The organism is Microbacterium sp. ACRRU, assembly GCF_022346945.1.
Taxonomy (GTDB): Bacteria; Actinomycetota; Actinomycetes; order Actinomycetales; family Microbacteriaceae; genus Microbacterium; species Microbacterium mcarthurae.
In genome coordinates this window covers 1-12,943 of sequence record NZ_JAKRNI010000020.1, presented here as the reverse complement: position 1 = coordinate 12,943, position 12,943 = coordinate 1, and the positions used below count along the sequence as shown (strand labels likewise).

The window sequence follows — 12,943 nt, the reverse complement described above, 5'->3', positions numbered from 1 at the left end:
GGGGCTGGGCTGCGGGGATGCCGGGGCGCGAATCGACCGCATCGGAGGGTCGCGAAATCCCCGATGTTACCGGTAACATAAACACGCCACCCGGCCCCAATGTCGAAGGAGACCCCGCGTGTCCGATGCCGCCCCGTTCACGCCCGAGGTGCAGGAGGCGATCGACGCCGTCCGCGCCGACGTCGCGAAACTGCACGCCGAGCTCGTGCGCTACAACCTCATCGTGTGGACCGGCGGCAACGTCTCGGGCCGGGTCGCCGGTGCCGATCTGTTCGTCATCAAGCCCTCCGGCGTCTCCTACGACGATCTGGCCCCCGAGAACATGATCCTGTGCGACCTCGACGGCAACGCCATCCCCGGCACGCCCGGCAGCGAGCGCAGCCCCTCGAGCGACACCGCTGCGCACGCCTACGTGTACCGGAACATGCCGGAGGTCGGCGGCGTCGTGCACACCCACTCGACCTACGGCGTCGCGTGGGCGGCCCGCGGCGAAGAGATCCCCTGCGTCATCACGGCCATGGCCGACGAATTCGGCGGCCCCATCCCGGTCGGCCCCTTCGCGATCATCGGCGACGACTCGATCGGCCGCGGCATCGTCGAGACCCTGCGCGGACACCGCTCGCGCGGCGTGATCATGCAGAACCACGGTCCCTTCACGATCGGGACGAGCGCGAAGGATGCCGTGAAGGCCGCCGTCATGCTCGAAGACGTCGCCCGCACCGTGCACATCGCGCGCGAGGCCGGACCCCTCATCCCGATCCCGCAGGACAAGATCGACGCCCTCTACAACCGCTACCAGAACGTCTACGGACAGAGCACGGACGACCGTCGATGAACGCGCACATCACCGAAGGCCGGGCTTCCCTCGGCATCGAGCTCGGCTCCACCCGCATCAAGGCGTGTCTCATCGGCCCCGACGCCGAGGTGCTCGCCACGGGTTCGCACGAGTGGGAGAACGTCTACGCCGACAAGCTGTGGACGTACTCGCTGGATGCCGTGTGGTCGGGGCTCCGCGCCGCCTATGCCGGCCTCGTCGCCGACGCACAGCACAAGTACGGTGTCACCCCCGAGCGGTACGCCGCGATGGGTGTGTCGGCGATGATGCACGGCTACCTCGCCTTCGACGCCGACGGGGAGTTGCTCGCTCCCTTCCGCACGTGGCGCAACACCAACACCGGTGTCGCCGCGGCCGAGCTGACCGACCTGCTGGGCGTGAACATCCCGCTGCGCTGGTCCATCGCGCACCTGCACCAGGCGGTCGTGGATGCCGAGCCCCATGTGCCCGAGATCCGCTTCCTCACCACGCTCGCCGGCTACGTGCACTGGCAGCTGACGGGCGAGAAGGTCCTGGGCGTCGGCGACGCCTCGGGCATGTTCCCGATCGACTCCGCCACCCGTGACTACGACGCCGAACTCGTGGAGCGGTACGACGGCCTCGCCGCCGGACGCGTGCCCGCGCTCGCCGACCTGCTGCCGCGCGTGCTCGTCGCGGGCGCCGAAGCGGGCAGCCTGACGGCGGCGGGCGCCGCGCTGCTCGATCCGAGCGGCGCGCTGCAGCCCGGCATCCCGTTCGCCCCGCCCGAGGGCGACGCGGGCACGGGCATGGTCGCGACGTGCGCCGTCGCGCCGCGCACGGGCAACGTCAGTGCCGGCACGAGCATCTTCGCGATGGTCGTGCTCGAGCGGCCGCTGACCGAGGTGCACCACGAGCTCGACCTGGTCACGACCCCGTCCGGCGACGCGGTGGCGATGGTGCACTGCAACAACGGCGCGAGCGAGCTGGCGGCGTGGGCGAACATGTTCGGCGCGTTCGCTGCCGCCGCGGGCGTGCCCCAGACTCCGGATGCCACGTACGCGGCGCTCTTCGCCGCGGCGCTGGAGGGCGAGGCCGACGCCGGCGGACTGCTGGCCTACAACCACCTCGCCGGTGAGCCGATCGCCGGTCTCGACGAGGGACGCCCGCTCGTCGTCCGCACTCCCGACAGCCGCTTGACGCTGCCGAACTTCATGCGCGCACAGCTGTACGGCGTCTTCGGGACGCTCGCGCTCGGCATGGCCGTCCTCCACGGCGAGGGCGTCGGCCTCGACAAGATGTACGCGCACGGCGGCATGTTCCGCACCGCGGGGGTCGCGCAGCGCTTCCTCGCGGCGGCCCTCGACGCCCCCGTCGCGGTCGCCGAGACCGCGTCCGAGGGCGGGGCGTGGGGCATGGCCGTGCTCGCCGCGTACGTCGCCGACGGCGCGGGCCGCGACCTCGACACCTACCTGCGCGAGGCCGTCTTCGCCGACGCGCCCATCGTCACCGCCGAGCCCGAACCGGCGGACGTCGCCGGCTTCTCGGCCTACCTCGACCGTTACCGCGCCGGGCTCGCCGTCGAGGCGGCCGCCGTGGCATCCCTTTGAGAACGACAGGAAAAGACATGACCCGCACGCCCCTCAAGAACGACCTCGACGGCTACGAGGTCTGGTTCGTCACCGGCAGCCAGAACCTCTACGGCGAGGAGACCCTGAAGCAGGTCGCCGAGCAGTCCCAGGGTGTCGTCGAAGGCCTCGCGGGCCTGCCCGTGAAGATCGTCTGGAAGCCCGTGCTGAAGGACTCCGACAGCATCCGCCGCATGGCCCTCGAGGTCAACGGCCGTGACGACGTCATCGGCGTCATCGCGTGGATGCACACCTTCAGCCCCGCGAAGATGTGGATCGCAGGCCTCGACGCGCTGCAGAAGCCGCTGCTGCACCTGCACACGCAGGCCAACGTCGAGCTGCCGTGGAACGACATCGACTTCGACTTCATGAACCTCAACCAGGCCGCGCACGGCGACCGTGAGTTCGGGTACATCCAGACGCGCCTCGGCGTCGCGCGCAAGACCGTCGTCGGGCACGTGTCGAACCCCGCCGTGCGTCAGCAGATCGAGGACTGGGAGCGCGCCGCCGCCGGCTGGACCGCCGCCCGCACCCTCAAGCTCGCGCGCTTCGGCGACAACATGCGCTTCGTCGCCGTCACCGAGGGCGACAAGACCGAAGCCGAGCTGCGCTTCGGCGTCCAGGTCAACACGTGGGGCGTCAACGAGCTCGTCGAGGCCGTCGCGCAGGCCTCGGATGCCGACATCGACGCGCTCGTGCAGGAGTACATCGACAGCTACGAGGTGGTCGAGGAACTGCTCCCCGGTGGCGCGCGGCACCAGTCGCTGCGCGACGGCGCCGCGATCGAGCTCGGCCTGCGGTCGTTCCTCGAGGAGGGCGGCTTCGGCGCCTTCACGACGTCGTTCGAAGACCTCGGTGCCCTGAAGCAGCTGCCCGGCCTCGCGGTGCAGCGCCTCATGGCCGAGGGCTACGGATTCGGCGCCGAGGGCGACTGGAAGACGGCGATCCTCGTGCGCGTCGCGAACGTCATGGGCGCGGGCCTCCCCGGTGGCGCGTCGCTCATGGAGGACTACACCTACGACCTCGTCCCCGGCAACGAGCGCATCCTCGGGGCGCACATGCTCGAGGTCTCGCCGTCGCTCACGACGGCCAAGCCGCGCCTGGAGATCCACGAGCTGGGCATCGGCGGCAAGGAAGACCCGGTGCGCCTGGTGTTCACCGCCGACCCCGGGCCCGCCCTCGTCGTGGCGCTGAGCGACATGCGCGACCGCTTCCGCCTCACGGCGAACGTCGTCGAGAACGTCGAGGCTCCCGACCTGCCGAAGCTCCCCGTGGGCCGCGCGGTGTGGAAGCCCGCCCCGGACTTCGCGACGTCGGCCGCGTGCTGGCTCGCCGCCGGCGCCGCCCACCACACCGTCATGACGACGGCCGTGGGCATCGAGGTGTTCCGCGACTTCGCAGAGATGGCCAAGACCGAGCTCGTCGTCATCGACGAGGACACCACGGTCCGCGGCTTCCAGAGCGAGCTGCGCTGGAACCAGGCGTACTACCGCCTGGCCCAGGGCATCTGACCCCCGCCGCCCCGGGTTGCTTCGAGCCCCGGGGCGGTGCGGCACGTACGCGAACCGGTCGCTCGGGGCGCGTCTCGTGCAGTGGGGTGGACATCGAGCGCCCCACAGCACGAACCGTGCCCCGGTTGTTCCGGCGCACGAACCGTGCCCCGGGCCCGCGTCGGTGGTGGGCCACCGCGGGACCCGGGGCATTCGTGTGCCCGCAGCCGCGGCAGCCGCGGCGTTCGACCGGCGTGCGTGTCCCACTTTGTGCAGCTCTGGGAGACTGCCGTCGCACGAAGTGGGACATGGATGCCGGGAGCCCGCGCTACAGTCGCTGGCCCAGCGACCACAGGCGGTCGGCGCGGCCGGAGATCGCCTCCGACAGCGTGAACGCCTGAGCGTCGGTGAGGGATGCCACGTAGTCGACGATCCCGCGGGAGCGCGCGAGCGTCTCGGCCTCGGCATCCGTCGGCCGGCGTTCGGCGGGAAGCGCGGCGGACTGCTCTTGCGCGAGGGCGATGAGCTCGCGCAGCCGCCGGGGGGTGCGCGATCGGTCGGGGTCGTCGTCGAGCCATTCGCCGAGCGCGCGGACGGAGCGCGCGAGGATCCGGCTCATTCCGCGTTGCTGAATCGCCAGGTCGGGGCGGCTCAGCACGAACCGCTTGTGGACGAACTTCAGCACCTCGACGTGGTGCCAGGCCGACGGCGAGAGCGCCACCGGTCCGGACCGCGGAGTGTCCAGCGGTCGCAGATGCACCGATTCCTGGAAGCGGCGGATCCACCGGTCGGTGAACGCGGCCAGCCGCCGCTCGGCCGTCAACGACCCGTCGAACGGGCGCGCGAGCAGGTCGGTGACCATCTCGGCATCCACGTCGCTCACCGCGTCGAGGAACGCCTCGTCGTCCGCGATCCACGGGTCGTCGCGGCGCATCTTCCGCCGCAAGCGCTCCAGGGCCGCGCCGGGCGCGAGCTCAGCCCGCACCTCGGCGTCATCGCGCGAGCGCCACTCGAGCACGTCGTCCAGCCAGCCGCGGAACTCCGCCGCGATCGGGGCGTGGTCCAGGATCCCCGCGCGGTAGAAGTCGTCGACGTCGTGCACCGAGTACGCGATGTCGTCGGCGAGATCCATGACGGCGCCCTCGATCGTCTGCCGCAGCGGCTCGGCATCCACGCCCTCCCGCGCCCGGTCCAGGTCAGCGGCATCCAGGTCGTACACCGAGTACTTGTGCACGCGGTACGCGCCGTCGGAGGCGCGACGGATGCCACGGGGCGGACCGAGCCGCTCGATCTCGGCCGCCGACACCGACGGCGACCACGGGTACTTCGCCGAGGCCGCGCGCACGGCGGCGGTGAGGTTGAGCCCTCGGGGCGCGTGCTCGACGACGTCGAGGGCCGCGAGGATGCGATACGTCTGCGCGTTGCCCTCGAACCCGTCGGCAAGGCCGAGCTCGGTGCGCGCGAGACGGTCGAGCGTCGATTCACCTAGGTGGCCGAACGGCGGGTGGCCCAGGTCGTGCGCGTACGCGGCGGCTTCGACGACGGTGGCGTTGCACACGTCGGTGCCGGCGCTCGTGTTCAGCTGCAGGGCAACGACGCGGGCGATCGCGCTGACCTTGAGCGTGTGCGTGAGGCGGTTGTGCACCGGGGCGCCCGAGATCGACGGCGACACCACCTGGGTCACGGCCGACAGGCGGGAGAAGTACGGCGAGAACTGAATGCGTTCCAGGTCGATCGACCACGGGTCGGCGCCGGCGGCGTCGCGATCGTCGAACACGCGCGAGGATGCCGTGGGGAGCGTCATCCGTCCACGCTATCGGCCGTCCACCCCCGCGAGACAGCATCGCGCCGACAACCCCCGTGCAGTATGCGGGGCGGTCGTCGGCGCGATGAAGTCTCGCGGACAGGAGAGGCGGGATCAGCCCCGGCGCACCTCGACGGCGACGATGCGAGCGTCGTCGGGACGCAGCTCGAACGCCGGGCCCGTGAGGCGCAGGGCCACGGCTTCGTCGACCTCGGCGCAGGACGGACCCACGCGCAGCTCGACCTCGCCGGGCTCGACGACCCGGCGCAGCGCACGATCGCTGTACGCCAGGCGCGACGCGGGGATCGTGAACCGCACGTCCGCCGTCTCGCCCGGCTCGAGCTCCACCCGGGCGTACGCGACGAGCTGGGCGACGGGGCGCGTCACGCTCGCGACGGCACGGTGCGCGTAGAGCTGAACGACGTCGGCACCGCGGTGCTCGCCCGTGTTGGTCACGCGGACGCGCGCGCAGAACGCATCGCCGGCGCGCACCTCCACGGCGGAGCCGGACGTCCCGTCCACCTCGAGGCCCTCGCGCCGGAACGACGTGTACGACAATCCGAAACCGAACGGCCGGACGGGGGTCGGGTCGGTGCTCGTGACCTCGGTGGGACCGCCGAGGATCGGGTGCAGGTACGAGTACGGCTGCGCCCCGGCCGAGCGGGGAAGCGACACCGGGAGGCGCCCCGAGGGAGAGGCGTCACCGGCCAGCAGGGTCGCGAGGGCGGGACCGCCCTCCTCGCCCGGGAAGAAGGACTGCACGACCGCCGCGGGACCGGTGGCCTCGTCGAGGGCCCACCCGAGGGCGTACGGGCGGCCGGTCAGCAGCACCATCACCACGGGCGTCCCGGTCGCCACGACCTCCTCGACGAGACGGCGCTGCAGGCCCGGCAGCTCGAGAGAATCGGCGTCGTTCCCCTCGCCCACCGTGCCGCGACCGAACAGGCCCGCGCGGTCGCCGACGACGACCACCGCGACGTCGGCCGAACGGGCGAGTTCGACCGCCGCGGCGATGCCCGAGGCATCCGTCCCCTCGACCGCGCAGCCTTCCGCCGCGACGACATCCGGGAACCGCGCGGCCAGGGCCTCGCGCACCGTCGGGATGTCGAAGCCCATCGGCGTCCCGGGGTGGTGCGCGAGCACGTGGTTGGCGAACGAGTAGCAGCCCATGAGCGCCTCGGCGCTGTCGCCGTTGGGCCCGATGACGGCGATGCGTCCGGGAGCGGCCGCGAGCGGCAGTACGCCGTCGTTGCGCAGCAGCACGGCGCTCTCCAGCGCCAGGCGGTACGCCAGCGCGCGGTGTTCGGCGTCGTCGAGGTCGACCTCCGTGGGGGCGTCGTCGAAGGTGGCATCCAGGAGACCGAGGTCCTCCTTCTCGGCGAGGACGCGCGCGACCGCGCGGTCGATCACGGCTTCGGGAAGGTCGCCGGATGCCACCCGCGCGGCCAGGTGCGGGTATGCGTCGGCGCCGGGGAGCTCGACGTCGATCCCCGCCTCCAGGGCGAGCTGCGCGGCCTCGCCGGGGGTGCCCGCGACGCCGTGCATCGAACGGAGGAAGTCCACCGCGAAGTAGTCGGAGACCACGGTGCCGTCGAAGCCCCACCGTCGGCGGAGCAGATCGGTGAGCAGCTCGGGCGAGGCGGCGACGGGGACGCCGTCGATCTCGGCGTACGAGTTCATCACCGAACGCACACCGCCATCGCGCACCGCCATCTCGAACGGCGGGAGGAACACGTCCTGCAGCTCGCGCGGACCCGCGTGCACCGGGGCGTGGTTGCGGCCCGCCCGTGAGCCCGAGTACCCGACGAAGTGCTTGAGCGTCGCGTGCACACCGGCGTCCTGCAGGCCCCGCACGTACGCGGTGCCGATCGTGCCGACCACGTACGGGTCTTCGGCGATGCACTCGTCGACACGTCCCCACCGGGGATCGCGGATGACATCGAGCACCGGCGCGAGTCCCTGGTGCACGCCGACCTCGCGCATCGAGCGTCCGATGGCGGATGCCACGAGCTCGACGGTCTCGGGATCGAACGACGCGCCCCACGCGAGCGGGGTGGGGAAGGTCGCCGCCTTCCACGCCGCGAAACCGGTCAGGCACTCCTCGTGCACGAGGGCGGGGATGCCCAGACGCGTCTCGGTCTTCAGTCGACGCTGCTCGCTCCACAGCCAGGCGGCCCGGTCGACCGGGTCGACCGGCCGCGTGCCGTACACCCGGGTGAGGTGGCCGAGGCCGTGGACCGTGGCATCCGCGTAGTCGGTCGAGGTGACCTTCTCGCCGGACATCGGCGCGACGACCTCGTCGCCCTGGTCGACCCAGTAGCCGACCAGCTGGGCCAGCTTCTCGTCCAGGGTCATCTCGGTCACGAGCGCCTGCACGCGGGCCGAGACGCCGGGGGCCAGCGGTGCGCCGATGTCGGAGGTGTGGATGGTCATGCGGATCAGCCCTTCACGGCGCCGGTGAGGCCGCCGACGATCCGTCGCTCGAACACGCTGAAGAACAGCAGAGCGGGGATCATCGACAGCGAGGTGAATGCGAGCACGCGCGCGGTGTCGACGGAGTACTGCGAAGCGAAGGCCTGCGTGCCCAGCGGGAGCGTGTACGAGGCCTCGTTGTTGAGGATGAACAGCGGGAGCATGTAGGAGTTCCAGCTGTTGACGAACGCCAGGATGCCGACGGTGACGACTGCGGGGACGGCCAGCGGCAGCACCATGCGCCAGAAGAAGCCGAGACGACCGAGACCGTCGATGGAGGAGGCCTCCTGCAGCTCCTTCGGGATCGCGGCGAGGAACGGCGACAGGATGATGATCGTCAGCGGCAGCGCGAACGCGATTTGGGGGATGATGACGCCGGTGAGCGAGTTCGTCAGCCCGAGGTTGCGCACCAGGATGTACAGCGGCGTGATCGCCACCGTCATCGGGAACATGAGCCCCGCGGTGAACAGCGCGTACACGGCCCCGCGCCCGCGGAAGCGGTAGCGCGACAATGCGTACGCGGCCATCAGACCCAGCGCGACGACGAACACCGTCGTCGCGATCGCGGCGATCGCCGAGTTGCCGACCTGGCCCCAGAACACGCCGCTGCCGAGGACGTCGGCGTAGTTCTCCCAGTTCCACCGGGTCGGGAACCCGGACGAGTCGACGGTGATCTCGGCGTTCGAGCGGAAGCCGCCGAGGATGATGTACACCACCGGGGCGAGCATCATTCCGATCAGCAGGAGGGCGACGAAGCCCACGATGACCGAGCTCGAGCGCGAGGTGCCGACAGGGGAGCGGCGGGCCGATCGCGGCGCCTTCGGCGCGACGAGGGTGGCGGTGGCGGTCACTTGGTGCCTCCCGTGAGAGCGCCGGCCGTGTCACGACGGAGCACGAAGCGCTGGTAGATGAGGGCGACGGCGAGGGAGATGAGGAACATCACCACGGCCACGGCGCTGCCGTAGCCGAAGCTGCCGGCGTTGCGGCCGTTGGCGACCATGTAGGTGGCCATGGTCGAGGTTCCGGCCGTCGAGGCGACGTACTGACCCCAGATGATCCAGACGAGGTCGAACAGCTGCAGCGAGCCGATGATCGACAGGAACGCCCAGATGCGGATCGTGGGTCCCATGAGGGGCAGCACGATGTGGCGCTGGATCTGCCAGAACGACGCGCCGTCGATGGCGGCGGCCTCGGACAGCTCCTCCGGGATGCCTTGGAGCCCCGCGAGGAAGAGGATGACGGCGAAGCCGATGTACTTCCACGTGATGATGATGAGCAGCGTCCAGATCGCCAGCGCCGGGTCGGAGATCCAGTCGGCGCGGAGGGCGCCGAGCCCGATCTTCTCCAGTGCGCCGTTGAGCGCGCCGCCGGACTGCAGCATGAGGCCCCAGCCGAGGCCGACGACGACCTCGGAGATGACGTAGGGAACGAAGATCAGCACGCGGATCAGGGACTGCGCTCGCATCTTGCGGTTGAGCAGGAGCGCGAGTCCGAGGGCGAGCGGCCCCTGCAGCACGAGGGACCCGACGACGATGAACGCGTTGTGACCGAGCGCCTCGTGGAAAGCGGGGTCGGTGAGGATCGTCAGGTAGTTGCGGAATCCGACGAACTCGGTGGGGACGCCGAACCCCGACCAGCTGTAGAAGCCGTAGAAGGCGGCCAGGGCCACCGGCAGGATGACGAACGAGACGAAGACCACCAGGGCAGGGCCCAGGAGGATCGCCAGTTCGCCGCGGATGCGCCAGTTCTCTCGGCGGCGCCGCACGGGCGACCGCCCGGCCGAGGAGGAGCGGGTAGCTCCTTCCTCGGCCAGGCGGCGACCGGCGACGTCGTCCGACGCGGTGGCGACGGGGTGACGCACGGTGGTCATGTCGGGATCCTTAGGAGCGGGCGCCAGCCGCGTTGACGGCGTCGACGATGCCCTGCGGTGTGCCCTTGCCGGCGAACATGTCGACCACGGCGACATTCAGCGCGTTGCCGACGTTCTGGCCGTAGAGGGTGTCGAGCCACACCGACACGTAGGGGGCGTCGGTGTAGGCGGCCAGGGCCGACTGCAGGGCGGGCGTCGTGACCGCTGCGGTCGCCTCGCTCGAGGCGGGGATGGTCTGGAACGCTTCCGCGTAGTACTCCTGGTTCTCCTGGGTCACCATGAAGTTGAGGAAGTCGACGCACTGTTCGGGGGCGTTGACCCAGCAGGAGTATCCGTCGACGCCGCCCATGATGGCGCCGGGCTCTCCGTCACCACCGGGGACCTCGGGGAACGGGAACCAGCCGAGGTCGGGCAGCGGCTGCTGGTCGGGCGTCAGCGACGCGATGACGCCGGGGTTCCAGGCGCCCATGAGCTCCATCGCGGCCTGCTTGTTGGCCAGAAGACCCGCCGAAGAACCGGCGCCCTGCTGGGCTGCGGTGGTCAGGAAGCCCTCGTTGAAGGGTTCGGTCTCGAGGAAGGCCTGCAGGTTCTCGCCCGCTTCGAGCCAGCACGGGTCGTCGAAGTTACGGCTCTCGGCCGCGGCATCCAGCACGTCCTTGGCGCAGGCGCGCAGTGCGAAGTTGTAGTACCAGTGCGCGGCAGGCCACGCGTCCTTGGCGCCCACGGCGATGGGGGCGACGCCGGTGGCGCGGATCTTCTCGTCCGCCGCCACGAGGTCGTCGATCGTCGCGGGGGCCTCGGTGACACCCGCGGCGGTGAGCAGGTCCTGCGAGGTGAAGATGCCCGAGGGGAGCACGGCGACGGGCATGCCGTAGTTCTTGCCGTCGACCTCGAAGGCGCCGAGCGATCCGCCCAGAGCGGACTTGACGTCGTCGGAGATCTTGTCGGTGAGATCCATCGCCTGGCCGGCCTCGACGATGTCGGCGAGCTTGCCGCCACCGCGTGCCATGAAGACGTCCGGCGCGTCGCCGGAGTTCAGCGCGGTCTGGAGCTTGCCGTCCATCTCCTCGTTCTGCACGGCCTGGATCTCGATGGTGACACCCGGGTTGGCCTCCTCGAAGGCCGCGGCGGTGTCTTCCCAGTACTTCTTTCCGTCACCGGTGGTGGAGTTGTGCCAGAAAGTCAGGGTGACGCTGCCGTCGGCGTTCTGTCCGCCGCCGCCGCCCGCGGCGCAACCGCCGAGGGCCAGGGTGCCGGCGACGGCGATGGCCGACGCGGCGAGGATCTTCCTCGTGTTCATGTGATTCCCGTTTCTCTTCGTCGAGGTGCGTCCCTCGCGGGATGCTCCGGTGTTCGGCTGCGATGCCGTTCGTTCACCCCCGGGTGTGCGGCCCGAGGTTCCAGAAGTGTCACCCGGGGCGTGACGAGCGTCAAACGTTTTCGAAAATGATTTCCACGACTAGTGTCGAGCCGTGAACAGACGCGCGACCATCCACGACGTCGCCACCGCCGCGGGGGTTTCGGTGGCAACCGTGTCCAAGGCCGTCAACGGCCGATACGGCGTCTCGCCCGAGACGGTCGCGCGTGTGCTCGACGCCGTCGAGGCGCTCGGCTATGAGTCCAGTCTGGTGGCCAGCAGCATGCGGGCGCGCCGCACGGGGGTCATCGGCGTGCTCGTGGCCGACATCGAGCCGTTCTCGGCGGAGATTCTGAAGGGTGTGGGCGGGGCGTTGTCCGACACGGGCTACGACCTCCTCGCCTACACGGGTGCCCGCCGCGACGGTGAGGGCTGGGAGCGGCGCTCGCTGAGCCGCCTGAGCGGCACGCTCATCGACGCGGCGATCCTGGTCACGCCCACGGTCGTCAACGTCGTGAGCGAGGTGCCGATCGTCGCCGTCGACCCGCACACGGGCCGCGCTGACCTGCCCACGGTCGAATCCGACAGCTACACCGGCGCCCAGCAGGCCGTCCACTACCTCGTGCAGCTCGGCCACCGTCGCATCGGCTTCATCGCCGGTCGCCCCGACCTGCGGTCGGCGGTGGCGCGCGCGTCCGGTTATCGCGCGGCGTTGTCGGCGGCCGGCATCCCGTTCGATCCCGCGCTGGTGGGGGTCGGACGCTATGAGCAGGACGTCGCGCGCGAGGCCGCGCACGCGATGCTCGCGCTGCTCGATCGACCCACCGCCGTCTTTGCCGCGAACGACCTGTCCGCCCTGTCGATCATCGAAGTCGCCGCCGAACGGGGGCTGCGCGTCCCCGACGATCTATCGGTCGTCGGGTTCGACGACGTGCCCGAGGCCGCGCGCGCCCAGCCCGGCCTCACGACGATCCGTCAGCCCATGAAACGCCTCGGGGCCGAGGCGGTGCGCATCGTCCTCGCGCTCCTGACGGGCGAGGACTTGCCCGAAACCCACGTCCAGCTGCCGACCCGGCTCGTCGTCCGCGCCACGACCGCACCCCCGCCTCGGCCCCGCTGACCCTGTTCCCGGCGCCGCCCCGCGCTCCGCCCGCGGGTTCGGTGTCCAAGACACGCGGACGCGTGTGAGGCGTGTCCGCGTGTTGTGGACCCTCAGGGGGTGGGTGCGCGGTGGGGCGCGTTCCTCCCGCGGGTTCGGTGTCCAGGACACGCGGACGTGTGTGAGGCGTGTCCGCGTGTTGTGGACACTCGCTGCGCCGGTCGAGAGCGGCCCCGGCGATGCGCGTTCCTCTCGCGGTTGGGTGTCCAAGACACGCGGACGCGTGTGAGGCGTGTCCGCGTGTGGTGGACACTCGCTGCGCCGGTCGAGAGCGGCCCTGACGATCCGCGTCCCTCCCGCGGTTCGGTGTCCAAGACACGCGGATGCGCGCGCTCGGCATCGGCGTGTCTTGGACACTCTGCCCCCCGCC

Annotated in this window: 9 protein-coding genes; 4 read left to right on the top strand and 5 right to left on the bottom strand. The window is 70.8% G+C overall.

The features are described from left to right. Window positions 1-118: 118 nt before the first annotated feature. Genes MHY30_RS10400 through araA form a run of 3 tightly spaced genes read left to right on the top strand, consistent with a single transcriptional unit; the run spans window position 119 to window position 3,932 of the window. The gene (locus MHY30_RS10400) at window positions 119-835 is read left to right on the top strand and encodes an L-ribulose-5-phosphate 4-epimerase (protein ID WP_239276849.1); all 717 of its coding nucleotides are present in this window, start codon (window positions 119-121) and stop codon (window positions 833-835) included. Beyond that, the gene (locus MHY30_RS10395; RefSeq protein WP_239276848.1) at window positions 832-2,403 is read left to right on the top strand and encodes a xylulokinase; all 1,572 of its coding nucleotides are present in this window, start codon (window positions 832-834) and stop codon (window positions 2,401-2,403) included. The genes MHY30_RS10400 and MHY30_RS10395 overlap by 4 nt, the downstream gene beginning before the upstream one ends. 17 nt (window positions 2,404-2,420) lie before the next feature. Then, window positions 2,421-3,932, top strand: coding sequence for an L-arabinose isomerase (gene araA / locus MHY30_RS10390; RefSeq protein WP_239276847.1), 1,512 nt, complete (start codon window positions 2,421-2,423; stop codon window positions 3,930-3,932). A gap of 307 nt (window positions 3,933-4,239) precedes the next feature. Here araA and MHY30_RS10385 read toward each other — a convergent pair whose 3' ends face one another. The 5 genes from MHY30_RS10385 to MHY30_RS10365 form a co-directional block, all read right to left on the bottom strand. After that, a complete protein-coding gene (locus tag MHY30_RS10385) occupies window positions 4,240-5,715 on the bottom strand; it encodes a deoxyguanosinetriphosphate triphosphohydrolase family protein (protein ID WP_239276846.1) in 1,476 nt (491 codons plus the stop codon). A gap of 114 nt (window positions 5,716-5,829) precedes the next feature. After that, complete coding sequence (locus tag MHY30_RS10380; protein WP_239276845.1) at window positions 5,830-8,148, bottom strand: glycoside hydrolase family 3 N-terminal domain-containing protein; 2,319 nt, start codon at window positions 8,146-8,148, stop codon at window positions 5,830-5,832. A gap of 5 nt (window positions 8,149-8,153) precedes the next feature. Further along, window positions 8,154-9,038 carry a carbohydrate ABC transporter permease gene (locus tag MHY30_RS10375; protein WP_239276844.1) on the bottom strand — a complete coding sequence of 295 codons (885 nt, stop codon included), beginning with the start codon at window positions 9,036-9,038 and terminating at the stop codon, window positions 8,154-8,156. Then, window positions 9,035-10,057, bottom strand: coding sequence for a carbohydrate ABC transporter permease (locus MHY30_RS10370; protein WP_239276843.1), 1,023 nt, complete (start codon window positions 10,055-10,057; stop codon window positions 9,035-9,037). The genes MHY30_RS10375 and MHY30_RS10370 overlap by 4 nt, the downstream gene beginning before the upstream one ends. 10 nt (window positions 10,058-10,067) lie before the next feature. Then, entirely contained in the window at window positions 10,068-11,357 is a 1,290-nt protein-coding gene (locus MHY30_RS10365; protein ID WP_239276842.1) for an extracellular solute-binding protein, read from the bottom strand. 172 nt (window positions 11,358-11,529) lie between these two features. On the opposite strand from MHY30_RS10365, the gene MHY30_RS10360 reads away from it, so the two are divergent. Next, complete coding sequence (locus tag MHY30_RS10360) at window positions 11,530-12,534, top strand: LacI family DNA-binding transcriptional regulator (RefSeq protein WP_239276841.1); 1,005 nt, start codon at window positions 11,530-11,532, stop codon at window positions 12,532-12,534. The last annotated feature ends 409 nt before the right edge of the window (window positions 12,535-12,943 follow it).